The organism is Thalassobium sp. R2A62, assembly GCF_000161835.1.
Classification (GTDB): domain Bacteria; phylum Pseudomonadota; class Alphaproteobacteria; order Rhodobacterales; family Rhodobacteraceae; genus Thalassobium.
Genome location: NZ_GG697169.2, coordinates 2,038,946 through 2,063,440, shown reverse-complemented (window position 1 = coordinate 2,063,440; position 24,495 = coordinate 2,038,946). Strand labels below are relative to the sequence as shown.

General features: G+C 56.4%; 23 protein-coding genes and 2 pseudogenes. 16 read left to right on the top strand and 9 right to left on the bottom strand.

Going from position 1 to position 24,495, the window contains the following annotated elements; all coding sequences use genetic code 11:
• Nucleotides 1–3: 3 nt before the first annotated feature.
• On the bottom strand, nucleotides 4–474 hold the full coding sequence (gene greA / locus TR2A62_RS10220; protein ID WP_009157657.1) for a transcription elongation factor GreA: 471 nt from the start codon (nucleotides 472–474) through the stop codon (nucleotides 4–6).
• A 246-nt stretch (nucleotides 475–720) separates the two neighbouring features.
• Here greA and TR2A62_RS10215 point away from each other — a divergent pair, with 246 nt between their 5' ends.
• The 3 genes from TR2A62_RS10215 to TR2A62_RS10205 all read left to right on the top strand — a co-directional run bounded on the left by TR2A62_RS10215 (nucleotide 721) and on the right by TR2A62_RS10205 (nucleotide 5,164).
• Nucleotides 721–2,373: an electron transfer flavoprotein-ubiquinone oxidoreductase gene (locus tag TR2A62_RS10215; protein ID WP_009158698.1), complete on the top strand. Its 1,653-nt coding sequence runs from the start codon at nucleotides 721–723 to the stop codon at nucleotides 2,371–2,373.
• 166 nt (nucleotides 2,374–2,539) lie between these two features.
• Nucleotides 2,540–4,228, top strand: a complete 1,689-nt coding sequence (locus TR2A62_RS10210) for a tetratricopeptide repeat protein (RefSeq protein WP_009160792.1) — start codon at nucleotides 2,540–2,542, stop codon at nucleotides 4,226–4,228.
• A gap of 6 nt (nucleotides 4,229–4,234) precedes the next feature.
• Nucleotides 4,235–5,164: a 4-(cytidine 5'-diphospho)-2-C-methyl-D-erythritol kinase gene (locus tag TR2A62_RS10205; protein WP_009158184.1), complete on the top strand. Its 930-nt coding sequence runs from the start codon at nucleotides 4,235–4,237 to the stop codon at nucleotides 5,162–5,164.
• Here the strand turns inward: TR2A62_RS10205 and TR2A62_RS10200 are convergent.
• Nucleotides 5,123–6,121: a polyprenyl synthetase family protein gene (locus TR2A62_RS10200; protein WP_009160745.1), complete on the bottom strand. Its 999-nt coding sequence runs from the start codon at nucleotides 6,119–6,121 to the stop codon at nucleotides 5,123–5,125. The two genes, TR2A62_RS10205 and TR2A62_RS10200, sit on opposite strands and share 42 nt — an antisense overlap.
• A gap of 57 nt (nucleotides 6,122–6,178) precedes the next feature.
• Here TR2A62_RS10200 and TR2A62_RS10195 point away from each other — a divergent pair, with 57 nt between their 5' ends.
• The 3 genes from TR2A62_RS10195 to TR2A62_RS18160 all read left to right on the top strand — a co-directional run bounded on the left by TR2A62_RS10195 (nucleotide 6,179) and on the right by TR2A62_RS18160 (nucleotide 7,445).
• Nucleotides 6,179–6,394: a DUF2007 domain-containing protein gene (locus TR2A62_RS10195; protein WP_009157461.1), complete on the top strand. Its 216-nt coding sequence runs from the start codon at nucleotides 6,179–6,181 to the stop codon at nucleotides 6,392–6,394.
• Nucleotides 6,391–7,161 carry a tRNA1(Val) (adenine(37)-N6)-methyltransferase gene (locus tag TR2A62_RS10190; protein ID WP_009160790.1) on the top strand — a complete coding sequence of 257 codons (771 nt, stop codon included), beginning with the start codon at nucleotides 6,391–6,393 and terminating at the stop codon, nucleotides 7,159–7,161. Before TR2A62_RS10195 ends, TR2A62_RS10190 begins: the two co-directional genes overlap by 4 nt.
• A gap of 119 nt (nucleotides 7,162–7,280) precedes the next feature.
• Nucleotides 7,281–7,445 carry a YdcH family protein gene (locus tag TR2A62_RS18160; protein WP_009159570.1) on the top strand — a complete coding sequence of 55 codons (165 nt, stop codon included), beginning with the start codon at nucleotides 7,281–7,283 and terminating at the stop codon, nucleotides 7,443–7,445.
• 39 nt (nucleotides 7,446–7,484) lie between these two features.
• On the opposite strand, the gene TR2A62_RS10185 is transcribed toward TR2A62_RS18160, so the two are convergent.
• The 4 genes from TR2A62_RS10185 to TR2A62_RS10170 all read right to left on the bottom strand — a co-directional run bounded on the left by TR2A62_RS10185 (nucleotide 7,485) and on the right by TR2A62_RS10170 (nucleotide 11,753).
• Nucleotides 7,485–8,438 carry a transcriptional regulator GcvA gene (locus TR2A62_RS10185; RefSeq protein WP_009158244.1) on the bottom strand — a complete coding sequence of 318 codons (954 nt, stop codon included), beginning with the start codon at nucleotides 8,436–8,438 and terminating at the stop codon, nucleotides 7,485–7,487.
• Nucleotides 8,439–8,747: 309 nt separating this feature from the next.
• The gene (gene phbB, locus TR2A62_RS10180; RefSeq protein ID WP_009159441.1) at nucleotides 8,748–9,473 is read right to left on the bottom strand and encodes an acetoacetyl-CoA reductase; all 726 of its coding nucleotides are present in this window, start codon (nucleotides 9,471–9,473) and stop codon (nucleotides 8,748–8,750) included.
• 99 nt (nucleotides 9,474–9,572) lie between these two features.
• A complete protein-coding gene (locus tag TR2A62_RS10175) occupies nucleotides 9,573–10,748 on the bottom strand; it encodes an acetyl-CoA C-acetyltransferase (RefSeq protein WP_009157956.1) in 1,176 nt (391 codons plus the stop codon).
• A gap of 174 nt (nucleotides 10,749–10,922) precedes the next feature.
• Nucleotides 10,923–11,753 (bottom strand): EAL domain-containing protein, encoded by an 831-nt coding sequence (locus TR2A62_RS10170; protein WP_009157357.1) that lies wholly within the window; start codon nucleotides 11,751–11,753, stop codon nucleotides 10,923–10,925.
• A gap of 129 nt (nucleotides 11,754–11,882) precedes the next feature.
• Here TR2A62_RS10170 and TR2A62_RS10165 point away from each other — a divergent pair.
• Nucleotides 11,883–12,467 (top strand): annotated as a pseudogene (locus tag TR2A62_RS10165) (DNA-3-methyladenine glycosylase I).
• On the opposite strand, the gene TR2A62_RS10160 reads toward TR2A62_RS10165, so the two are convergent.
• A complete protein-coding gene (locus TR2A62_RS10160) occupies nucleotides 12,448–12,999 on the bottom strand; it encodes a TlpA disulfide reductase family protein (protein WP_009158773.1) in 552 nt (183 codons plus the stop codon). The pseudogene TR2A62_RS10165 and the gene TR2A62_RS10160 sit on opposite strands and share 20 nt — an antisense overlap.
• Before the next feature lie 25 nt (nucleotides 13,000–13,024).
• On the opposite strand from TR2A62_RS10160, the gene argH reads away from it, so the two are divergent.
• The 5 genes from argH (at nucleotide 13,025) to TR2A62_RS10140 (ending at nucleotide 18,984) form a co-directional block, all read left to right on the top strand.
• Nucleotides 13,025–14,416 (top strand): argininosuccinate lyase, encoded by a 1,392-nt coding sequence (argH, locus tag TR2A62_RS10155; protein WP_009158301.1) that lies wholly within the window; start codon nucleotides 13,025–13,027, stop codon nucleotides 14,414–14,416.
• A gap of 64 nt (nucleotides 14,417–14,480) precedes the next feature.
• Complete coding sequence (locus TR2A62_RS18805) at nucleotides 14,481–14,642, top strand: hypothetical protein (RefSeq protein ID WP_009157308.1); 162 nt, start codon at nucleotides 14,481–14,483, stop codon at nucleotides 14,640–14,642.
• The gene (locus tag TR2A62_RS10150; RefSeq protein WP_009160410.1) at nucleotides 14,642–14,944 is read left to right on the top strand and encodes a DUF2834 domain-containing protein; all 303 of its coding nucleotides are present in this window, start codon (nucleotides 14,642–14,644) and stop codon (nucleotides 14,942–14,944) included. The genes TR2A62_RS18805 and TR2A62_RS10150 overlap by 1 nt, the downstream gene beginning before the upstream one ends.
• 83 nt (nucleotides 14,945–15,027) lie before the next feature.
• On the top strand, nucleotides 15,028–16,296 hold the full coding sequence (gene lysA, locus TR2A62_RS10145) for a diaminopimelate decarboxylase (protein ID WP_009159397.1): 1,269 nt from the start codon (nucleotides 15,028–15,030) through the stop codon (nucleotides 16,294–16,296).
• Between the two features lie 69 nt (nucleotides 16,297–16,365).
• Complete coding sequence (locus TR2A62_RS10140; protein ID WP_369699504.1) at nucleotides 16,366–18,984, top strand: TIGR02302 family protein; 2,619 nt, start codon at nucleotides 16,366–16,368, stop codon at nucleotides 18,982–18,984.
• Between the two features lie 9 nt (nucleotides 18,985–18,993).
• On the opposite strand, the gene TR2A62_RS10135 is transcribed toward TR2A62_RS10140, so the two are convergent.
• Nucleotides 18,994–19,869 carry a zinc-ribbon domain-containing protein gene (locus TR2A62_RS10135; protein WP_009159414.1) on the bottom strand — a complete coding sequence of 292 codons (876 nt, stop codon included), beginning with the start codon at nucleotides 19,867–19,869 and terminating at the stop codon, nucleotides 18,994–18,996.
• 187 nt (nucleotides 19,870–20,056) lie between these two features.
• Between TR2A62_RS10135 and TR2A62_RS10130 the strand changes: the two genes are divergently transcribed.
• The 4 genes and pseudogenes from TR2A62_RS10130 (at nucleotide 20,057) to TR2A62_RS10115 (ending at nucleotide 22,963) form a co-directional block, all read left to right on the top strand.
• Nucleotides 20,057–20,734, top strand: a complete 678-nt coding sequence (locus tag TR2A62_RS10130) for a cell division ATP-binding protein FtsE (RefSeq protein ID WP_009158991.1) — start codon at nucleotides 20,057–20,059, stop codon at nucleotides 20,732–20,734.
• Nucleotides 20,731–21,636: an ABC transporter permease gene (locus TR2A62_RS10125; protein WP_009157757.1), complete on the top strand. Its 906-nt coding sequence runs from the start codon at nucleotides 20,731–20,733 to the stop codon at nucleotides 21,634–21,636. Before TR2A62_RS10130 ends, TR2A62_RS10125 begins: the two co-directional genes overlap by 4 nt.
• Nucleotides 21,633–22,364, top strand: a complete 732-nt coding sequence (locus TR2A62_RS10120; RefSeq protein ID WP_009157361.1) for a 1-acyl-sn-glycerol-3-phosphate acyltransferase — start codon at nucleotides 21,633–21,635, stop codon at nucleotides 22,362–22,364. Before TR2A62_RS10125 ends, TR2A62_RS10120 begins: the two co-directional genes overlap by 4 nt.
• A pseudogene (locus tag TR2A62_RS10115) lies at nucleotides 22,361–22,963 on the top strand (pyridoxamine 5'-phosphate oxidase family protein). Before TR2A62_RS10120 ends, TR2A62_RS10115 begins: the two are co-directional and overlap by 4 nt.
• 58 nt (nucleotides 22,964–23,021) lie before the next feature.
• On the opposite strand, the gene lysS reads toward TR2A62_RS10115, so the two are convergent.
• Entirely contained in the window at nucleotides 23,022–24,482 is a 1,461-nt protein-coding gene (gene lysS / locus TR2A62_RS10110; RefSeq protein ID WP_009159841.1) for a lysine--tRNA ligase, read from the bottom strand.
• Nucleotides 24,483–24,495: the final 13 nt, after the last annotated feature.

Here is a 24,495-nt window from a genome sequence, read left to right as displayed (position 1 = left end):
TTGTCAGCTGTAGTTGATTTCTAGAATCTCATAGGACTTGCCGCCGCCCGGCGTGCGTACTTCGACGCTGTCACCTTCGTCTTTGCCGATCAGGGCACGTGCGAGGGGCGATTTCATGTTCAATTTGCCATTCTCAATGTCTGCTTCGTGCTCGCCCACAATCTGATAGGATTTTTCTTCGTCCGTATCTTCGTCGACCAGTTTGACCATTGCGCCAAATTTTGCAGTGCCGCTCATCTTGGATGTGTCGATCACGTCAGCCAGCGAAATCACGCCTTCCAACTCTTTGACGCGTCCCTCGATAAAGCTCTGCTTTTCTTTGGCTGAATGATATTCCGCGTTCTCGGACAAATCGCCGTGCTCACGTGCTTCTGCAATTGCACGGATGATCGCGGGGCGTTCCACGCTTTTCAAATGCTTCAATTCAGCGTTCAAGGCGTCATAGCCTGCCTTGGTCAGAGGTATTTTATCCATCTCACGGCCCTTGGGTCTAACTGTTTGGAAATCGTATCAATAGATTTCTCTTAACCCAAGGGTGACATTGAAAGCCAATAGAATCGTAGGCCAACGGTGGCTCAGAACCGCTCTTTTTGGGCCACAGGGTCGCGGATAGGCGATTTAACGTCCCGTCCTGATTGACCCTGTACCTCTGGCTACGCTAACCCTTCGCGCAACATCATTGCGTGCGGGATTAGCATGCAGTCATAAGGGAACAGACCGATGGCCGAGATTGAACGCGAAAGCATGGAATATGACGTGGTTATTGTGGGCGCAGGTCCTGCAGGCCTGTCTGCCGCGATTAAGCTGAAACAACTGGATGCTGACATCAATGTTGTCGTCCTTGAAAAGGGTTCAGAGGTTGGCGCGCATATCCTGTCCGGCGCTGTCTTGGACACCTCGGGCATTGATGCCCTAATCCCTGATTGGAAGTCGAAAGGCGCGCCGATCAAGACTGAGGTCAAGACCGACAACTTCTATATGCTGGGCGAAGCCGGCCAAATCCGTATCCCGAATTTCGCGATGCCGCCCCTGATGAACAATCACGGCAACTATATCGTGTCGATGGGCAACGTTTGCCGCTGGATGGCCGAACAAGCCGAAGAGCTAGGCATTGAGATTTTCCCGGGCATGGCCTGTTCCGAACTGGTGTTTGGTGACAACGGCGAAATCAAAGGCGTCGTCGCTGGCGAATTTGGCCTGAACGCTGATGGCACCCCGTCTGATGGCTATGAGCCGGGCATGGAGTTGCACGGCAAATACGTATTTTTGTCCGAAGGTGTGCGCGGTTCGCTGTCCAAACAGGTGATCGAAAAATACAACCTGGATGCTGATTCAGACGTGGCCAAGTTCGGTCTCGGGATGAAAGAGATCTGGGAAATTGATCCAGCCAAGCACAAAGAGGGCACCGTCACTCACACGATGGGTTGGCCTCTTGGCAAAAACGCAGGTGGTGGTTCGTTTATCTATCACCTTGAAAACAACCAAGTGTACGTCGGCTTTGTGGTTCACCTGAACTATCAAAACCCGCACCTGTTCCCTTACATGGAATTCCAACGCTTCAAGCATCACCCGATGGTCGCTGAGCTGCTGAAGGGTGGCAAACGAGTCGCATACGGTGCGCGCGCAATTTCTGAGGGTGGCTATCAGTCGATCCCGCAAACCGCGTTCCCCGGCGGGGCGCTGCTGGGATGTTCCGCAGGCCTCGTAAACGTGCCGCGGATCAAAGGTAACCATAACGCAATGCTGTCCGGCATCGCCGCTGCCGAGGCCGCGATCAAAGCAATTGCCGCTGGTCGCTCGGGTGACACGCTCGACGATTATCACGCCGAGCTGAAAGAGGGCCCAATTGGGAAAGACCTCAAGCGCGTGCGCAACGTCAAACCGCTGTGGTCACGTTATGGCCTGCTCGCCTCGCTTGGTCTTGGCGGCATGGATATGTGGACCAACAATCTCTTTGGTTTGTCGCTGTTGGGTACGCTCAAGCACGGCAAATCGGACGCGGCCGCAACGGGTCTGGCCAAAGATCACAAAGAGATCGACTATCCTAAACCAGACGGCAAACTCAGCTTTGACCGGTTGACCAACGTTAGCTTTGCGATGACCAACCACGAGGAAAGCCAACCGGCGCACCTCAAGCTCAAGGATGACAGTGTGCCTGTTGGTGTGAACTTGCCAAAATTTGCAGGTCCGTCAGCGCGGTATTGCCCCGCAGGCGTCTACGAATTCGTCGAAGAAGACGGCAAAGACACCCGTTTTGTGATCAACTTTCAGAACTGTGTGCACTGTAAAACATGCGACATCAAAGATCCGTCGCAAAACATCAATTGGACTGTCCCCCAAGGTGGTGACGGACCGAACTACCCAAATATGTGATGTTTTGGCATCCTGTTGGCCCTTCGGGGTAGCGACAGGGCGTCGCATCGCCGCGATTTCTCGCTCATTTGCCCTGAAAAGACCGTTCATTCGATTGTGAATCGGATCGATCCCTCCTAGCCTGTTTGTCCATTTGCTGCGGCATTCGGGGGAAAGGGACGTAACGATGAAATTGATCCGCGCAGGTTTGGCCGCGCTGGCTGTAACGATTGCACCGGCACCTATGATCGCCCAAGAAGCTGCTGGGGCATACCTTGCCGCGCGTCAGGCGGGTTTGAGTAGTGACTATACCGCCGCCAGCCAATTCTACCTTGATGCGATGTTGGCGGACCCCGGAAATCCAAACCTGATGGAAAGCGCGATCGCGTCGCAAATCGGTGCGGCCCAAGTCGACCAAGCCGTGATCGTTGCCAAAGCGATGGAGCAAGCGGGGCTCAAGAGCCAGCTTGCTGATATGGTTTTGACAGCTGGTCTGGCCAAGGCCGAGGACTACACTGGCATTCTCAATAGCATCGAAGCGGGTCGTGAAATCGGACCGCTCGTTGATGGATTGCTCCAAGCGTGGAGCCACGTTGGCCAAGGGCAGATGGCTCGCGCTCTGGATGACTTTGATGACGTGACAGCGTCTCCTGGCCTGCGTGCGTTTGGTCTCTATCACAAGGCATTGGCGCTGGCGTCAGTTGGTGATTTTGAGGACGCCGACGCTGTTTTTGTCGAGGCGCAATCAGGTCAACGCACCCGTCGTGCAACCCTCGCGCATACCCAAGTTCTCAGCCAGCTTGACCGCAATGACGATGCGCTGCGATTGATGACTGCGGTGTTTGGCAATTCGTTTGGGGCCGATATTGCACCCATCGCCGAAGAGTTGCGCGCAGGTGCGCCGCTTGGTTTCAGCTTTGTGACCAGTCCGACGGACGGTATTGCCGAGGTTTTCTTTTCAGTCGCGGGTGCGCTTGATGGCGAGATGGAGCCGGACTTTACTCTGATTTACACCCGCATAGCCGAACATCTGCGGAGTGATCATATCGAAGCGTTATTACTGTCAGCCCGCTTGCTAGAAGAGCTAGGCCAATTCGACCTCGCGACCCAAGCCTATGACAGCGTTCCCAGGTCGGATCCCGCGTATCACGCTGCTGAATTGGGCCGCTCTGCTGCGTTGCGTCGGGCAGGGCGTTCTGACGCCGCAATCGAAGTTCTGACCCAGTTGGCGGAAACCCATGGGGATCTCCCTCAGGTGCACCAAGCGCTGGCAGATGGGTTGCGCAGAGATGGTGATTACGATGCGGCCAATGCGTCATACTCAACGGCGCTGTCGCTGTTTACAAAAACGATGCCATTCCATTGGAGGCTCTATTTCCACCGCGCCGTAACATTCGAACGTCTGGGGAATTGGTCTGAGGCTGAGGCTGATCTGCGCCAGTCATTGGCATTGAATCCAAGCCAACCCGAAGTTCTGAATTATCTGGGGTACTCGCTGGTCGAGCGGCAGGAAAAGATCGACGAAGCGCTCACTCTGATCGAACGAGCCGCGGCCGAGCGTCCTGACACGGGCTTTATCATTGATAGCCTAGGCTGGGTTCTGTACCGCCGTGGTGAGTTTGAACAGGCGGTCACTCATCTCGAGCGTGCCTCGGAACTTGAACCCGTAGATCCCGTGGTGAATGACCATCTTGGCGATGCATATTGGGCCGTTGGTCGTGAGACCGAAGCGCGGTTCCAATGGTCTCGTGCGTTGTCTTTTGACCCAACCGAGGACGATGCCGAACGCATCCGGCTCAAACTTGAGCTGGGTCTCGACGAGGTGCTCTTGCGCGAGGGTGCGCCAGCGATTCAGGTCGCCAATGACGACAGCTAATCCCAGATGAAATGCGCCTTTTTTGCTCCGGCCAAAGTGAACTTGTCACTGCATGTGACGGGCCAACGCGGCGATGGTTATCACCTGCTGGATAGCCTTGTGGCCTTTGCCGATGTGGGCGATCTATTGACTGTCGACACTGACGCAGGCCGAACGCTGAGCGTGGCGGGCCCTGAGGCGGCAGGCGTACCAGATGATCAACGCAACCTGTGTCTGCAAGTCGCGGCACAGTTCTGGTCTGATGGTGGCTTTGCCCAAACACTGTTCAAAGAACTGCCCGCCGCGGCGGGGATTGGTGGTGGGTCTGCCGATGCGGCGGCCACGTTCCGCGCTATCGCGATGGGGCTTTCTCTGAATCCAGACGCCAACCCTGCGCTGCTGGCCGCACCGGACAACATGGCGATCTTGTTAGAGATGGGGGCAGACATTCCGATGTGCGTTCTGTCGACAGCCTCACGTGTCCAAGGTATCGGCGAGATTGTGACCCCATTCGAGGCGTTCCCCGGGCTTCCGGCTGTTCTGGTCAACCCACGTGTTGCGGTGCCAACGGGTCCAGTCTTTCAAGGGCTCGCGACCAAAGAGAACACGCCGATGCCTGATGATCTGCCGCAGCTGGACACGCTCGGCGATACGGTCGATTTCTTGGCCGAGTGTCGCAATGACCTGGAGCCGGCCGCGCAGGCGGTGACACCGGCCGTGGGGGCGACGTTGGCCGCAATACGCGACACAGCGCCCCTGCTGGCCCGCATGTCCGGATCTGGCGCGACCTGCTTTGGTGTCTATTCTAACACCTCAGACGCTATGGCGGGAGCTGAGGCGATCGCTCAGGCGCATCCCGACTGGTGGGTGCGCAATACTGTGTTGGGGTCACAAGGGGCGTTGAACGAGCCGCGATTACTTGACGCGGGCGACCACATAGTCAGCGAGATCAATTAGCATCTCGCGCAGCGGCGCTTGGGGCAGATTTGCCATCGCTGACTTTGCGACTTCGATCCATTCAAGCGCATCCACGCGCGCCGCTTGCATCGAGCCGTGTTTGGCCAAGAGGGTCAGCGCATGTTCTAGATCGCCCTCGTCCTGTTTGCCCTTTTCAATCACACGCTCCCAGAATGCGCGTTCTTCGGTGTCGGCTGCTGCGACGGCTTTGATTACTGGCAGGGTTAGCTTGCGCTCGCGGAAATCGTCACCGATATTTTTGCCGGTCGCGTCAGACCCACCATAGTCCAGCAGGTCGTCAACAATCTGGAACGCAATTCCTAGGGCATCGCCATAGTCATAGAGCGCTTTGACGATCGTCTCGTCCGCGTCAGAAATAACGCCACCGACTTGGGTGGCCGCCGAAAACAGCGCTGCGGTCTTGCCGCGGACAATTTTCAAATAGGTGTCTTCTGTCGTGCCCAAATCCTGCGCGGCTGTCATTTGCAGAACTTCGCCCTCGGCAATGGTGGCTGCTGCGTTGGCGAGAATGTCGAGCACCCGCAACGACCCTGTTTTGACCATCAACTGGAAAGAACGGGCAAATAGATAGTCGCCCACCAGAACGCTAGACTGGTTGTCCCACAGCAAATTGGCTGTCGGACGGCCGCGTCGCTGTGCGCTCTCGTCGACGACGTCGTCATGCAGCAACGTCGCTGTGTGAATGAATTCGACTGTTGCGGCCAGCTTGATGTGATTGTCACCGTCATAGCCACAAAGCTGTGCAGCAGCCAAGGTCAACATGGGCCGCAACCGTTTGCCACCTGCACCGACCAAATGGGCTGTCACCTCGGGGATGCGAGGTGCATGTTCGGACGCCATGCGTGCTGCAATCACCTCGTTTACGGCCTCTAGATCAGTCGTCAAGGCTGCGTTCAGCCGTTCGTGAGGTTTGCTCGCCGCTTGATCAAGGCTCATAGAATTTCCGTTATGTTGGCTCGACAAAAGCGCAGCCGCGCCCTTAAGTCTATATGGATGAAAGAGCTTCTGCGTACCAACGACCCGACAGTCGTCGCCTTTGCCACCGCTCTCTTGGACGGCGAAGGTATAGCCGTGTTCGAATTGGACGTAAACATGAGCATCCTTGATGGAAGCTTGGGCATTTTGCCGCGTCGGATCATGGTTGCTGATCGTGATTTGTTTGTCGCCAAGGCAGTGATGCGCGACAATGATATTGACTTGGTTCAGTGACGGCGGAGTTTGCAGATACCGACCTGACGCGTGATGCGTTCCAGGGAGGGCTGTTGTATCTCTATCAGCCGCGCCATGGCTACCGCGCAGGGGTCGATCCTGTACTCCTTGCTGCTGCTACCGAAGCCAAAAGCGGCGACCGTGTTCTGGAATTAGGCTGTGGGGCTGGGGCTGCATCGCTGTGCCTCGCTCGCAGGGTCGAGGGGCTGTCCCTGACGGGGGTGGAACTGCAACCGGCCTATGCCGCGCTTGCCGCACGCAATGCCAAAGCCAACGATCTGTCCCTGACGGTCATCAACGCGGACCTGCGCGCGCTTCCTATGGATCTGCGACAACAACAGTTCGATCACGTCATCGCCAACCCACCATATTTTGATCGTGCGACAGGAAGCTCTGCGACTGATACGGGGCGCGACATTGCGCTCGGTGGGGACACCGATCTAGCAGATTGGGTGCGTATCGCGGCCAAGCGCCTAGCACCCAAGGGCTACCTCACGATGATCCAAAAATCAGATCGTCTGGCAGATATTTTGGCCCCTCTCCAAGGGCTGTTGGGCAGTGTTCAGGTGGTCCCGTTGGCCCCTCGCGGGGCCAGAGATAGCCACTTGGTCCTCGTGCGTGCGAAAAAAAATGGGCGTGGGAAATTCCGGCTGCATGCTCCCAAAATCCTACATGTTGGGGGCGGTCATGAACGCGACAACGACAGCTATGTCCCCGATATCTCAGCGGTTCTACGAGATGGCGCAGGGTTGAGCATTTGGGATTAACCAATGGCAATACAATTGCGAGAGGCTGCTCAAGTCTGTGGATTGCTGCTCTGCGGCGTGACAGGTCGCGAAATCTGTGGTGCACTGAAAAGACCAGCAACATTGAGAGGAGTACGATTATGAGCCTTAATTCCCACCTGACTGAGCTCAAGAAGAAGCACCAACGTCTCTCGGATCAGGTTGAAATGGCAGAACGTAGCCCCGCAACCGACCATCTGGAAATCGCAGCAATGAAGAAGCAAAAGCTGCATCTCAAGCAGGAAATCTCGCGCCTGAGCGCCTGATCGAAAAAACCAACAGACACTGGCGTCAGCCGCCAGTGTCTAAGCAGGCGGCGGTGGCGTGTCGTCTGGCCAGACAAAATCACGCCCTTCCTCAAACACTTTTGATGCCTCGATTTCTGTCGCGACCCAATCGCGGAAGGCCGCAATTTGTGGCCTCGTCTCAGCCCCTCTTTGGCAAATGAACCGAAATTGTGCGTCGGTCACGAGACCCAGCCGGAAAGGGGCCACCAATCGCCCAGTTTCGAGCGCGCGGGTGGCCAGTGATACGCGCCCCAACACCACCCCAACGCCTGTGATTGCGGCATCTAGCGCGTGATCCGCTTGCGAAAACCGCACCCCGTGCGTCGTGTCCATTTCGACGCCGCTGGCGCGCGACCATGCGGCCCAATCAGTTGGAACTTTGAAGAACGCGATTGAATCGTCATGGATGAGCGGGGCGTTGGCCAAATCATGCGGTTCTTTGTACTGCGCCGCCATTTCAGGCGTCATCATTGGCGTCAGCCATTCGCGGATCAGAGGCACAGAATAGACATCGCCATCGTGGCCCAATCCAAACCGGATCGCGACGTCTACCTCGTCTCGCTCTAGGTCAACGATCCGAAGGCTGGCTGCAAACCGCAATTCTATTTCAGGATGCGCCTGTGCAAAATCATAGAGCCGTGGCGCGAGCCATTTTGACGTGAAAGCGGGTCCCGCCGTGACTGTGAGTGTCGTTTCGTCTGTCATGCGCCGTGCTGCGCGCCATGCCGCCCCCAACGCGTTAAAGCCATCAGATGTCCCTGGCTGCAGAACCCGCCCCGCCTCGGTCAGCGCGATGGCGCGGTTCAGTCGGTGGAAAACTGGCTGGCCCAAGTGTTCTTCGAGCGACTTGATTTGAAAGCTCAACGCCGCAGGCGTCACATTCAATTCTGCCGCAGCATCTTGGAACGACATATGTCTCGCCGCGGCTTCAAATGCGCGCAGGGCGGTCAGTGGAGGTAAGCGTTCATTCATCCTTCACACAAGTATATCTTAACTCAGAGCTTGAAAAGTCTCGTTTGTAAGGTACTCCGCCCACAGTCATATTGATGTCAATAGAACACAGTATCCCAGATGGAGACGCATCATGATTGAGACAACGCCAAATGCGCGCACACGAGACGCCATTCGTACAGCACACGCCGAACGGGGCCAAGCCTTGAACGACGTCATTGCGTGGATCTTTCGTCGCAAATCGTCCCACTGATCGTTGCAAGCCCTCAGTGATACGAAAAAGGCCGGTCCCTCGGGGCCGGCCTTTTGTTGTTCTAAGCTGCGATCCGCTTAGGACATGTATTGACCGCCGTTGGCGGAGATCGTCGAGCCGGTCACAAACCCGCCATCGTCCGATGCAAGGAACGCGACACAGCGTGCGATTTCTTCTGGCTCGCCCAAACGACCCACTGGGATCTGCGGCAGGATCACATCGTTCATGACCTTTTCTGGGATCGTGCTCATCATTTCGGTGTTGATATAGCCCGGAGCGACGACGTTTACGGTGATGCCAGCGCGCGCGCCTTCTTGGGCCAATGCCTTGGTAAACCCGATGTCGCCGGCTTTGGTTGCAGCATAGTTCGCTTGTGCAAACTGCCCCTTTTGCCCGTTGATCGAGCTGATGGTGACAACCCGACCGAACTTGCGCTCGCGCATGCCGCCCCACACATTGTGCGTCATGTTGAATACGCCGTTCAGGTTTGTGTCGATGCATTCGTGCCATTGCTGTGGCGTCATCTTGTGAAACGGCGCGTCGCGGGTGATGCCCGCGTTGTTCACGAGAATGTCGACAGGTCCGAGGTCGGCCTCGATCTGTGCGATACCTGCAGCACAGGCGTCGTAGTCGGCCACATCCCATTTGTAAGTCTTGATGCCAGTCTCTGCAGTGAACGCAGCGGCCTTTTCATCATTTCCAGCATAGGTCGCAGCGACTTGGCAGTCGTCTGCAGCAAGAGCCTTGGCAATAGCAGCACCAATACCGCGTGAACCACCGGTGACGAGAGCAACTCGGGACATTTAGATTCTCCTTTTAGGAATTTGACGTTGTAATTTTATTACGAAAAAGAAAAATGCTGCGTAAGAGTATTGCGCAGCCAAATTTCATGATGATGCCAATTAAGGGCGTTCGACGCACATGGCAACGCCCATGCCACCACCGATGCACAATGTAGCAAGGCCTTTTTTCGCGTCGCGTCGCTGCATCTCAAACAGCAGCGTGTTCAAAACGCGGCAGCCAGAGGCGCCGATCGGGTGTCCAATGGCAATCGCCCCGCCGTTGACGTTCACGATTTCCGGATCCCAACCCATGTCTTTGTTGACCGCACAGGCCTGAGCCGCAAAGGCTTCGTTGGCCTCGACGAGGTCCAGATCTTCTGCTTTCCAGCCAGCTTTCTCGAGTGCCTTGCGAGAGGCGAAGATCGGGCCGACACCCATGATCGACGGGTCCAAACCGGCGGTGGCATAAGACGCGATCCGAGCCAAAGGCTGGATGCCGCGCTTTTCTGCATCGTCGGCGGACATCAGAAGTGTTGCGGCCGCACCGTCGTTCAAACCGGATGCGTTTGCGGCGGTGACACTGCCGTCTTTTGCAAAGGCAGGGCGCATTTTTGCCATCGCTTCGATGTTTGCGCCGTGCCGGATGTACTCGTCGCTGTCGACGATGATGTCACCTTTGCGGGTCTTGACTGCGAACGGCACGATCTCGTCAGCGAACTTACCTGCCTTTTGTGCGGCTTCGGCTTTGTTCTGCGATGCAACGGCGAATTCGTCCTGCATATCGCGCGAGATCTGCCATTGCTCGGCCACGTTCTCGGCCGTTTGGCCCATGTGATAACCGTTGAAAGCATCCCACAAACCGTCGCGGATCATCGTGTCAATGTACTTGAGATCACCCATCTTATGGCCAGCACGCAAGTGCGCGGCATGAGGAGACAGTGTCATGTTCTCTTGGCCACCAGCGGCAACAACCGAGGCGTCACCCAACATGATGTGTTGTGCGCCCAAGGCGACAGCGCGCAGGCCGGAACCACATACTTGGTTGATGCTCCACGCGGCGCTCTCTTTGGGCAGGCCGCCGTTGATATGTGCCTGACGGGCAGGGTTCTGACCTTGGGCTGCGGTCAAAACTTGGCCAAGAATTGTTTCACTGACTTCGGCGGCGTCGATGCCGGCGCGGGCCACAACTTCGGCCAAAACGGCGGCGCCCAGATCATGTGCGGGCGTATTTGCGAATGAGCCGCCAAAGCTGCCGACAGCAGTCCGTGCAGCAGAAGCGATAACAACGTTGGTCATGTGGATCTCCCTATACTTCATGAATCCACCGACGCGAAATCACGCGAAATTCTAGGGAGTGGCAAAGTCACGGCACACCCCATAGGCCGACGGACGTTGCCTGCCTTGTAGGTTTTTTAGTGCCAAAGAGCAAATGATAAGCTGCAGTGCAGCACAGATTTTGCTGCATTGCCGCTATGCGCGTTTGGGTCTGGCTATGTAGCCATGAGGGTGCGGCGCAATCTGAGGTGCACCAAAATAATAGCCCTGAATACAGTCGATACCAGTCTTGGCGAGGAATGCGGCATCGGCTGCATCTTCGACCCCCTCGGCGACCGTAAACATCTCGAAATGTTGACCAATCCCAACCAACGCTTGGGTCAGGATTTGATTATCTACGTCGCGGTGAATGCCTTCGATGAACTGTCTGTCGATCTTGAGAATGTCGAAATAGAAATCCCGCAAATACCGAAAAGACGTGTAGCCAGCGCCAAAGTCATCCAACGCAAAGGCGACCCCGTGATCTTGGAGATCGGTCATGAAATTGCTCACAATCTCGGGCATGAGAATCGCTGAGCTCTCTGTAATTTCGAGGATCAGGCGCTCGCCCAGTGTTTCATTGCGACGCAATCGGCGGTCCAGAATGTCCTGCCAAGACCGGAACCCAATTGATCGGGCAGACATGTTGATCGACAGTCGTAACCCCGGATCAGCCTCGAGCGCATCAAGCCCATGATTCAACGCCAGACAATCGATTTTCCGGCCCAGTTCTGTTTCTTCGATGGTTTCGATAAATTGCTTGGCTGGTATCACGCGGCCAGTTCCATCCAAGACCCGGGTCAACCCTTCGTAAAACGCGACCTGACCGGGTTTGTCGGTGCGGACAACGGGTTGATAGGCCAGCATTGTCTCGCCCCGATCCACAGCGCGCGCCACCATTGCGATGACGTTTTCATCGCGCGCTTGAACAGCAAAGCTTAGCGGGTCTCCTGCGACGGAGCTGTCAAAGGACGTGTCGTTGCTCATGGGCTTCCTGCACTTGGATTGCCGCCAGACACTGGCGCACGACCCCCTAAGAGAGTCTTAAAGTTCCAATTTTGTTCACTTTTGTCCAAACTCGTTCAGGATCAGCCAAGGCATTGAAGGAAAACGATAATGGGCAACAGTTGTGCGTGGGTTGGCACCGAAAAAATCTATCAAAAATATCATGACACCGAATGGGGTGTGCCTGTGTTCGATAGCCGCGCTCTGTGGGAGAAGCTGATTCTCGATGGGTTTCAGGCTGGCCTGAGCTGGATCACCATTCTGAAAAAGCGCGAAGCCTTTCAGCAAGCCTTTGCAGGATTTGATCCCAATATCATTGCGACATGGGGCGAGCCCGAAGTTCAGACGCTCTTGGCGACCGCTGGTATCATCCGGCACCGTGGTAAAATCGAAGCAACAATAAGCAATGCCCGCGTTTGGCAGGTCATCGAGCAAGAGCAGGGTTTTGATACTTATCTATGGTGATGGGTCGATTTCAAACCGGTTCAAAACAGCTATGCGACGCATGCTGATATCCCGACCTTTGACGATCTCAGTACAACTATTTCCAAAGATCTAAAGAAACGTGGTTTCAAATTTTGTGGCCCCAAGATCGTCTATGCGTTCATGGAGGCCACTGGGTTTTTCAACAACCACACGACCGATTGCCCGCGCCATGCCGAAGTCGCAAAATTGGCTAGGAGCCACTCTCGATAAACGCGTTCAGGATTAGCTTGGCGTCGTCGCTGCTCCAATCGGCATCACCTTGCAGGCGCGCGACCTCTTTCCCCTCGGGATCGAGGATTATCGTCACTGGCAGACCCAGCACACCCATGTCGCGTGCCAGCTTTTGGCGAGGATCGCGGTAGAGCGGTAGATTGTCGACGCCAATCTCTTTAAAGAAACCCTTCATCGCAGGAACAGGGTTGCGGCCTGTTGCAACTGTGACGACTTCAAAACCGTCACCTCCTAGCTCGGCCTGAAGCTGGGACAGCATTGGCATTTCGTGACGGCACGGCGCGCACCACGTCGCCCAGAAATTCAGAACGATGTATTTGCCTTCATGCTCGGCCAAGGTGAATTCGACATCGTCTGCATCTACGAAAACCACATCAGACCCACGCAGTGGTTCGGCGTGAACTGCGAGTTTGCGCATGTCACCTGCGCGTAGATCGTCAATCGCAGACGTATCCGCGTTTGCACCCACGCTCAGCCCGAGATAAAGCATCGCTGAAGCTAGTAACCGCATGTTCCCTCCTAAAGGGTTGATCCCAATGACCAAGACCTCGAACCAAATGTGGGGCGGACGTTTCCAAGCTGGAAACGACGCCATCATGGAAGCCATCAACGCCTCGATCGGTTTTGATCAACGCATGGCTGCACAAGACATCCAAGGGTCTCGGGCCCATGCGGCAATGTTGGCCGCCACAGGCATCCTGACAGATACCGATGCCGAAACGATTAGAGAAGGCCTGCTCACGGTCTTGTCAGAAATTGAAGCAGGAACGTTTCCGTTCTCAACGGCGCTTGAAGACATTCACATGAACGTTGAGGCGCGGCTGACTGATCTGATCGGCCCTGTCGCAGGTCGTCTGCACACCGCGCGGTCGCGCAACGACCAAGTGGCTGTTGATTTTCGCCTCTGGACCCGCGACCAAGTGGACGCGTCCATCGAAGGCATCCAGCAAGTCATGCGCGCGTTCATCGGTCAGGCCGAACAAGGCGCTGATTGGGTGATGCCCGGTTTCACGCACCTGCAAACGGCCCAACCTGTAACATGGGGCCATCACATGATGGCTTATGTGGAAATGCTGGGCCGCGATCTGTCGCGGTTCCGTGATGCACGTGCTCGGATGAACGAAAGCCCACTGGGTGCTGCGGCTCTTGCTGGCACGCCTTATCCAATTGATCGTCATATGACGGCCGAGGCGTTGGGCTTTGATCGTCCTATGGCCAATTCGCTTGATGCTGTGGCGGACCGCGACTTTGCGCTTGAATTTTTGTCGAACGCGTCGATCTGCGCTATGCACTTGTCGCGCCTCTCAGAAGAGTTGGTGATCTGGTCGTCTGCTCAGTTCCGGTTTGTCAAAATGTCAGACCGTTGGTCGACGGGTTCTTCGATCATGCCGCAAAAACGGAACCCGGACGCAGCCGAGCTTTTGCGCGCGAAAATTGGCCGCATTTTCGGGGCTCATACCGCGTTGATGATGGTGATGAAGGGGCTACCGCTGACCTACTCCAAGGACATGCAAGAAGACAAAGAGCAGGTTTTTGACGCCGCTGATAACTTCCTTTTGTCGCTGGCCGCGATGTCGGGGATGGTTGCAGACATGTCTGCCAACACCGAAGCGTTGCGGGCCTCTGCCGCCTCTGGTTTTTCGACGGCGACAGATCTGGCTGACTGGTTGGTACGCACTTTGAACTTGCCGTTCCGCGAGGCACACCATGTCACTGGTGCACTGGTTGCAATGGCCGAAGCTCAGGACTGTGATCTGCCGGACCTCAGTCTTGCTGATATGCAAGCTGTAAATGCGGATATCACCGATGATGTGTTCAACGTGCTGACGGTCGAGGCGTCAGTCGCGTCACGCACCAGCTATGGCGGGACTGCCCCCGACAATGTCCGCGTACAAATTGCGCGGTGGACCGCCGAACTGGACGGTTGATGGGGCAGGGGCCTTTACTCTGGCCTCGCTCGCATCATCTTGGACCAAATAGGAGAGACCTGAAATGAAGATCACTGCCGCCCTTTTGGCCCTCACCATCCTTGCGTCATGTGGCGCGGATGGCGCGCCTGTAACACCGACTGTGTCGGGCAAATCCACTGTCGGAGTGAATTCGAATTCGGGCGTCTTTACCCAGAACTCGCTCACGGTGGGGCTCGAACTTTGATGCGTTGGCTGTTTCTGATCATTGCCATCTGGGGAGCGATCCACCCGATGTACCACTTTCTGCAATGGTTTGGTAAAAACGGCTATGACATCATGGCGATGGTCGATGCGTGGCATGTAAATGCAGCCGCCTCTGGTCTCGTTTGGGATCTGACAATCGCAGCCATTGCCCTCACGCTTTGGATCATTTGGGAAACCACGACGTCAAAACGCTGGCTTAATTTGATCGCAATCCCTGCCACGTTCTGCATTGGCGTGTCCTGTGGTCTGCCACTCTATTTGTTCCTGCGACTGCGCCCATAAGTCCGTTGCGATAATTTAGGGTTGGGGAATCCCGCCTATTTGATATGACGCTGCTGACCCTATTCTGACGCGGACATACACCTATGGACCATTTTCTTTATCGCGACGGCGCTCTGTTTGCCGAAGACGTACCTGTCGCAGATATTGCGGCATCGGTTGGCACGCCGTTCTATCTGTATTCTGCAGCAACCCTGTTGCGTCATTTCCAACTCTTTGATGATGCGCTGGCGGGTGTTGACCACCTCGTCTGCTTTGCGATGAAATCTGCATCTAACCAAGCGATCCTGAAACTGCTCGGCGACGCTGGCGCAGGTATGGACGTGGTGTCTGGTGGCGAATACGCCCGTGCCCGTGCGGCTGGTATCTCTGGCAACAAAATCGTGTTCTCGGGAATTGGAAAAACCCGCGCCGAGATGGAAATGGCCCTGACTGGTGGGATCCGGCAATTTAACGTCGAGAGCGAACCTGAAATGCTGGCCTTGTCCGCTGTGGCAACTGATCTTGGTGTGGTCGCTCCGATCACCGTTCGGGTCAATCCCGACGTTGACGCAAAAACCCACGAGAAGATTGCAACGGGACGCAAGGGCGACAAGTTCGGCATCCCGATCAGCCGTGCGCGCGAAATTTATGCGGTGGCCGCAAAACTTCCGAGTCTCAAAGTGATCGGCATCGACGTCCACATCGGTAGTCAACTGACCGATCTTGCACCATTCAAGACAGCCTATGAAAAAGTCGCGGACCTGACCGAACATTTGCGCGCTGATGGGCATGAGATTTCTCGCCTCGACCTCGGTGGTGGCCTTGGTATCCCCTATGCAATTGGGGATAACGACCGCCCGCCATTACCCGCGCAGTACGGTGAAATGATCATTGATACGTTGGGCCATCTGGGTTGCGAGATTGAGATTGAACCGGGGCGTCTGATTTCGGGCAACGCCGGTATTCTCGTGTCGCAAATCATCTACATCAAGTCCGGTGAAGATCGCGAATTCATGATCCTTGATGGCGCGATGAATGACCTCATCCGTCCTGCGATGTATGGCGCACACCACGACATCATTCCCGTGATCGAGCCACCTGCTGGTGTCGACAAAACGCCCTACGATATTGTGGGTCCTGTCTGCGAGAGCGGTGACACCTTTGCCAAAGCGCGGGACATGCCGCCCATGAACGCAGGCGATCTGGTGGCGTTCCGTTCGGCAGGGGCCTATGGCGCGGTGATGTCATCTGAGTACAACACGCGCCCACTGATCCCCGAAGTGCTGGTTATGGGTGATCAATTTGCGGTTATCCGCCCACGTCCGACCTATGATGACATCATAAACCGCGATACGGTTCCCGAATGGCTGTAACGTCCTATATTGATAGGACGTAGCCGTAGGAGAGTTGCCCTGACCGCACCTCGCGACCCCCACCGACATTTGCGGTGGCCTGTGTTTGGAACGCAGGTCGGCATGTCGGCTGAGCGGACCGCACGCGCATTCTGGCCGCTATGGTCAGTGGTTGCGCTGTGTATTGGTGCGCTCATGCTTGGCCTTAATGACATGCTTGCGGTTGAGGTCGTCTGGGGCGCATCAGTCATTGCTGTTGCTGCGACGATCTGGACCCTGATTTGGGGTCTGCGTCGTTTCAAGATGCCCCTGCGGGCCGAGGCGATTGCCCGTATTGATGCGCGTCTGCCCGGTCGGCCGATTGCAGCGCTCGCCGACACGCAGGCGATCGGCGCAACCGATCCCGCATCCCAAGCGGTTTGGGACACCCACATTGAACTTATGACTGACCGCACTCGTGATGCGCGGGTGCAGCCCGCCGATCTTCGCGTGTCAGATCGTGATCCGTATGGACTTCGCTATATCGCGCTGCTGTTTTTGGCGGTTGGTTTGATCTTTGGCTCGATCCTGCGGGTCGGTACCGTCACCGAGATCGCCTCGGGCGGGACGGTCTCGGCCGCAGCAACTGGCCCTGTTTGGGAAGGCTGGTTTGAACCTCCTGCCTACACCGGAAAACCAACGCTCTATCTGTCTGACATTCCCGCTGGTCGTCTTCGGGTTCCGCAGGGGTCTCGCGTGACTTTGCGGCTCTATGGGGACGTGGGCGCGCTCACCGTTGCTGAAACTGTTAGTGCGCGAACAGCAGATATCGACAGCGCCGCCGCAGCGCTTCAATCGTTTGAGATCACGCAAAATGGCACACTGTCGATCAACGGCGAGGGTGGCACAGAATGGAGCGTCATTGTTGAGCCGGACACACCGCCTAGCATCGCGATCTCGGCCCAAGTCGAGGCTGACGCCATGGGCGAGATGTCACAATCATTCATCGCCAACGACGATTATGGCGTGGTTGCAGGCACCGCGACAGTGACCCTAGACTTGGACCTAGTCGATCGCAGCTATGGGCTGGCTGTCGATCCTGAACCGCGTGCCGCTCTTATCCTTGATCTGCCGATGCCATTTAATGGGGACCGCCAGCGGTTCGAGGAAACCCTGATCGAAGATCTCAGCGAGCACCCCTTTGCCAACCTCACCGTTTCAATTCTGTTTGAGGTCGAGGATGCGCTGGGCCAAACCGGTCAGTCGTCTGACATCAAAATTGTTCTGCCAGGCCGTCGCTTTTTCCAGCCCATGGCGCGTGCGGTTATCGAACAACGCCGCGATATTTTGTGGTCGCGCGAGAACGCCCGCAGCGTCGTCCAAATTCTACGGGCGGTTTCACACCGACCAGAAGATATCTTTACCTCCGAAGTCCCGTATCTAAGACTCAAGGCAATCGTGCGGCGCATGGACGGTGTCTTGGATGCGACCGGCACGATCAGTGACAGCCTGCAATCCGAGGCGGCTGAGGCCCTGTGGGAACTCGCCATTCAACTTGAAGACGGCAGCCTCGCGGATGCGCGTGAACGGCTCGAACGGGCCCAAGACCGTCTATCAGAGGCAATGCGCAACGGCGCCAGCGACGAAGAGATTGCCGAGCTGATGCAAGAGCTGCGCGACGCGACAGAAGACTACATGCGCCAGTTGGCCCAGCAAAACCCGCAGAACGTTGATGGAACTGATCAGCCGCAGACGGGCGAGAACAGCCGGACCATCACCCAAGACGAGCTTCAGGCGATGATGGACCGTATCCAAGAGTTGATGGAAGAAGGCCGAATGGCCGAAGCCCAAGAGTTGATGGAAGAGCTGAACGAGATGATGGAGAACCTCCAAGTCACCGAAAACCAGAATGGTGAGGGGGGCCAGTCCGAAGGCGAGCAGGCAATGGAAGGATTGTCCGACACGCTGCGCGAACAGCAGGGTTTGTCAGACCAAGCGTTCCGCGATCTCCAAGAGCAGTTCAATCCAAACGCTCAGGCCGGTGAGAGCCAACAGAACGAAGGTCGCAATGGCGGTCAGGGTCAGGGCGAGCAACACAGTGGCGAGGGCGGTCAGGGCGAGCAAGGCCAAGAGGGTGAAGGCCAAGAAGGCCAGCAACCAGGTCAGGGGTCCCAAGACGGCCAAGGCTCAGAAGGACAGCAAGGCGGCCCCAAAGCAGAGCAATCATTGGCCCAACGTCAGCAAGCGTTGCGGGACGAGTTGAGCCGCCAGCGCAACAATCTACCCGGTGCTGGCAGTAAAGAAGGCGATGCTGCGCGCGACGCGCTCGACCGTGCTGGCGAGGCGATGGATGGAGCCGAACAGGCGCTGCGCAACAATGATCTGGCCGAAGCGATCGATCAACAATCCGAAGCAATGGATGCGCTGCGCGAAGGAATGCAAAGCCTAGGCGAGGCGATGGCGCAAAATGATCAGCAACAAGACCAGCAGCAGGGCCAAGGGCAAGAACAAGGCGATTTCACCGCGTCGCAAAGCCAGCAAAACCGCGATCCGTTAGGTCGTCAGGCTGGCAACGAAGGGCAAATTGGTAGCGCCGAGGATTTGCTGCAAGGGGATGATGTCTACCGGCGTGCGGGCGAGCTGTTGGATGAAATCCGACGTCGGTCGTCAGAACAAGATCGCCCAGAAGTCGAACGTGACTATCTGCGCCGTCTGCTTGATCGGTTCTAGTCGGTAGGCCTAGCTGCCGTCCGAGCCTGTCGCGTCGTTCAACCGGTCCAGCAGGTTGGTCGTCTGTGCATCTAGCAAGACACGTGCTTGGTTCACCCAATCGACATACATCGTCATCGGCTCTTTGGTAGCAGGGACGGCCTCGATGATCTGAGGCGCATAAAGATAGGCAGCCACGGCCAGTGCGGCGAGGATCATCATAAACCCAAATCCCATCCGGAACCCGCTGCGGCGCTTTTTTGCTTCGGCTTGTGGGGTTAGTGGGTTTGGCTGGATGTCATCGCGATCTGATGTCGACCGCAATGTCGAATTGATTTCTTCGATATCGGGCAAAAGTTCGCGCCGAGCACCGGTTGTCGCGGCAGCCGCAACAGCAGGATCGGGTTCGCCACGCAAACGTGCCATACGCCGCTCGGCCTCAGCCTTGGGGTCCTCGGGGATATCATCCAAACCTAAGTCCGGTTGGCTCTCGATTGCGTCTGCCTCGGCAGCCCGCAATTTCGCCTCGTAGCTAGCCTCTTGTTGCAAGATATCGGCAACTTTGGGGTCAATTTCTTGGCGCGCGCGCTCGGGGGCAGCTGCGACTTCCTCTTGAACCTCTTCGTTTACTTCCTCAACAAAGGACTGCAAATCGGGTTCTGGTTCTTCGGGTTCGCGTAGTTCTGGGTCAACCTGAGGGGGTTCAGGCGGGGCAAGGGCCATCTCTGGCACTGTCTCATCGCCATCAGCATCGAAAATTGCATCATCAGGCTCGACATCATAGCCGGCGGAATTCTGAAACCAGGTGTGACCACAGTTCGAGCACTGCACATCGCGCCCAGTTTCGGGGATTATATCATCCGAAACCTCGTACTGAGCACCGCAATTTGGGCAAGTTAGCCGCATCGATCCCTCGAATATTCACATCTGAAATGACTTTGTTTCGCATTTGTTAACAATTCATTGCCTTAAGGCAAAGGATTTGCGCCCTCCTTGCATTGAAACAATTCCGCTTATGAGGCAAAAAAGGCCCAACTTTACTCTAGTGGGGCGCGATCATGATTGTTTCCAACCTATCGCGCAGTGGCCCCAGATGATCGAGCTGGACGATGTCGCCTATTCCTATAGTGGGGTCCAGCTGTTTTTTGGCGTGTCGCTAGGCCTACCTGCGGGATCGTTCCATTTTCTGACTGGGCCATCGGGCGCTGGTAAAACCACTCTACTGAAACTCTGCTACGGTGAACTGCTCGCAACGTCCGGGCAGGTTCGGTTGTTTGGCGCTGATGCGCGTCAACACGACCGCGATCAAATTGCGCTGGCCCGTCGCCGTATTGGCGTCGTCCACCAAGACTGCCAGTTCCTTGACCACCTCAGTGTCACTGATAATGTCGCGCTTCCGTTAATGGCCGCAGGCCGCACCGCACAGCAGGAATACGATCAAGTTTCTGATCTCTTGGGTTGGGTCGGACTGTCCAAACAAGCAGGCCAGTTCCCCCCGGAATTATCGGGTGGTGAGCGGCAACGCGCGGCTCTTGCGCGGGCGGTGATCATGTCGCCAGATGTCATTCTGGCGGATGAACCCACCGGCAATCTGGATTGGGAAATGTCGCAACGGTTGCTGCGCCTGCTGATTGAGCTGAACAAAATGGGCAAGACGATCCTCGTTGCGACCCATGATTTGACGCTGATCCGTGCGGCCAAGGCCGAAGTGTCGACCCGCGTCTTGCGTCTTCGTGACGGGCGGTTGCAACTCGCGGGGGCGGATCTATGAACCCGAACCTCGCCCGCGCTTTGACCTTTGTCGCAGGTGATCCCAATGGCGACCGCGTGGTGCCACCCACAGGGTTTACCGCACGTCTAACTGTATTTTCCGCAGCGGCTATGGCGTTTCTTGCGGTGTTTGCATTGGCTCTTTCATTGGCAACAGGGCGTCTGGCGGACCGCTGGTCGGACGAGCTGGCGCGCACCTCGACCTTGCGTATCTCAGCCCCCGCAGACCAGATGGCGGCGCAGACACGCGTGGCGATCACGGTTCTGGAAACAACACCTGGTGTTGCTGCGGCCCGCGCTCTGACATCTGATGAACAGCGCGCGTTGCTTGCCCCTTGGTTCGGGCCTGATCTGCCTGTCGAAACGCTTCCGATTCCACAATTGATCGAGGTCATCGAAGAAGGTGGCGGCTATGACAGCGCGGGTCTTCGCGCGCGGCTTCAGGCCGAGGTGCCCGGTGCGGTCCTAGATGATCACACACGCTGGCGCGAACCGTTGGTCGATGCGGCCTCGCGGCTGCGCTGGCTGGGGATCTTGTCGCTTGTTCTAATCGCAGCCGCGACTGCTGCGATGATCACATTGGCCGCCAACGCAGCCCTTGCTGCAAATGCCCAAGTCATCCAAGTGCTGCGCCTCGTGGGCGCGCGTGACATCTTTATCGCTCGTGCTTTTGTTCGCCGGTTTACACTACGTGCACTTGCCGGTGCCGCTGCTGGCACCTTCCTCGGTGTCATCGCGGTATTGCTGTTGCCAAGCACAGATATTGCGGGTGGTTTTCTGACAGGGCTCGGCTTCCAAGGGGCTGGTTGGATTTGGCCGCTCTTTATTCCGATTCTAGCGGCGAGCGTGGCCTTTGTCGCGACGCGTGCAGCAGCCCTCAAAACCTTAAAGGAACGCTCATGAAATACGGTATTCAATGGGTTCGTAGCCTGATCTTTGTTGGCCAAGCCTACTTTATGATGCTTGTCATCGGATTGCTGTGGTTGCCTTGGGCACTTATTTCACCCGCGGGTGCCTTTGCAGGATGTCATGCTTGGTGCCGGTGGACCCGTTGGACAGCGTCGTGGATGGTAGGTCTGAAGACCGAAGTTCGCGGCACGCCGCCGACGGACGAAGTGATTGTCGCGGGCAAACATCAATCGTTCCTCGATATCATTATGATCTACGGCTCGATCCCACGCGGCAAATTCATCGCCAAGAAACAGCTGAAATGGGCGCCGGTTTTGGGCCAATACGGCATGCGCATCGGATGCATCTTTGTCGATCGCGGCAGAAAGGCAGTGGCGATCAAACGTATGGCTGCCGAGGTTGAAGCAGGTAAATCAAATGGGGGTCAGTTGATCATTTACCCGCAAGGAACGCGCATCGCGCCGGGGGCCGATGTGCCATACAAAATCGGCACTGGTGTTCTCTATTCTCAATTGGGTCTTCCGTGTGTTCCGGTCGGCTGCAACGTCGGTCTCTTTTGGCCGCGCATTGGCATCTACCGCAAACCGGGAACTGCTGTGATCGAATTTTTGCCGCGCATTGAGGCGGGACTAGAGGTCGACGCGTTCATGGGCGAGCTTGAAAAACGTATCGAAACCAACTCGGACGCGCTGATGGCCGAGGCAGGGTTCGTTGCCAAATGAGCCAGATCACGGACGTGAGCCAGCTCGAAGCCATCTACGGCACCCCCGGTGAGGCAAGTGTGATCAAGGTCACAGACCACCTGAACGAAACATACACCCGTTGGATCAGCGCCTCGCGGTTTTGCATTCTTTCGACCGTTGGCCCCAAAGGGACTGACGCAAGTCCCCGTGGCGATGACGGCATGGTCATCCGGATCGAAGACAACCGCACGCTTGCGCTGCCAGATTGACGGGGCAACAACCGGATGGACTGTTTGCGCAATATCGCCCGCGACGGGCGTGCATCGTTAATGTTTATGGTGCCGGGATCAAATAACGTGATCCGCATCAATGGAACTGCGCAGGTCCGCACTGACGCGTCGTTGCTCTCTAGCTTCGAGCAAAGGGGACAGAACCCGCGCAGCGTGATTTTGTTTGATATTGCCGAAGTCTATTCGCAATGCGCCCGCGCACTAATGCGGTCCGAACTTTGGACTGCCGGTGATCAATCCGCGGGCTTGCCCAGTGTCGGTGACATGCTGGCCGAGATCAAAGCAGAGTTCGAGGGCGCGCAATATGACGCAGACTGGTCAGGCCACGCGCAAAAAACCACGTGTTGATCCAAAGGTGCGCCTTGCGGCGCATCCCTATCCTGACCGCCTCAGGCGGCCCGCAGGCCTAGTTGTCAGACCGGCGGCGCAGGGTTGGGAACAGAATGACTTCTTTGATGTGTGTGGCATCGGTCAACAGCATCGCCAAGCGGTCAATGCCCAGACCCAAACCACCCGTTGGTGGCATCGCAAAATCCAAGGCCGCGACGTATTCATAGTCGACTTCGCGCTCGGTTTCGCCACGCGACGCGTCTTGGGCCACTTGGCCCTCAAAAATCGCTAGCTGTTTTTCTGGATCATTCAGCTCGGAGAACGCATTGGCGATCTCCCAGCCGTTGGCAAAGCTCTCGAACCGCTCGCAGAAACGTGGATCGTCGAGACACGGCTTGGACAACGGCGAAATCTCGGACGGGTACATTGTCACGTGGGTTGGTTGGATCAGCGTTGCTTCACCGTATTCATCAAAGGCCACTTCCATGCATTCACCCCAAGTGGCATCTGCTGGAACCTCGACACCCTTTTCTGCCATCGCAGCACGGGCTGCGGCGGCATCAGGGATTTCGCGGAAATCAATGCCCAGCGTATTCTTGATCAGTTCAGCCATTTCAATTTCTTGGAATGGCGCTTTGAACGAGAGCTCGGTGCCCTGATAGGTGGCGGTCGTTGATCCGTTCACCGCAACACAGGCCGCTTCGCAAATCTCGGCAATCCGTTGTTTCATTGTCTCGAAATCTGCAAACGCTTCATACGCTTCGAGCATCGTGAACTCGGGGTTGTGTTTTTTCGAAACACCTTCGTTGCGGAAGTTGCGGTTGATCTCGAACACACCGGGGGCCAGGCCGCCAACGATCAGACGCTTGAGATACAGCTCGGGTGCGATGCGCAGGTAGAACTGGGAATCCAGCGCGTTGTAATGCGTGGTAAACGGCCGTGCCGCCGCACCGCCAGAGATCGGGTGCAACATTGGCGTTTCGACTTCGACATAATCCATGCCCTCGAACGTGCGGCGGATCGCACGCACAATCTTGGACCGTGCAAGGAACCTATCCTTGCTGTCTTGGTTCGAGACCAGATCGATATAGCGTGCGCGGTAGATTGCTTCGACATCAGACATGCCGTGATGCTTGTCCGGCATCTCGCCGATCATTGCCGATTGAAGCTTTACGTCTGTTGAATTCACCGTCAGTTCGCCACGGCCTGTGCGGCGCACGACGCCTTCGACGCTGGCAAAATCACCAACCTTCATCAGGGCCAGCATTTCGGCAATTGGGCCGCCGCCTTTGACATCAGAATAGACCTGAATACGGCCAGTTGCATCGCGCAGATCGACGAACATGCCGCTGTTGCGAATGGCGTGGATACGGCCCGCAACTGTGACAACGTCTTCGGTCACTTCGCCATCTGGCAGTTCGGCGTATTTCGATTGCAGATCAGCTGCATAGACATAATCGACACGTTTCGCTGGAAAAGGTTCGACCCCCTGCGCGCGAAGGTCTGCAAAACGCTGGTATTTGTTCGAGTCTGTCATGTCATATGATCCT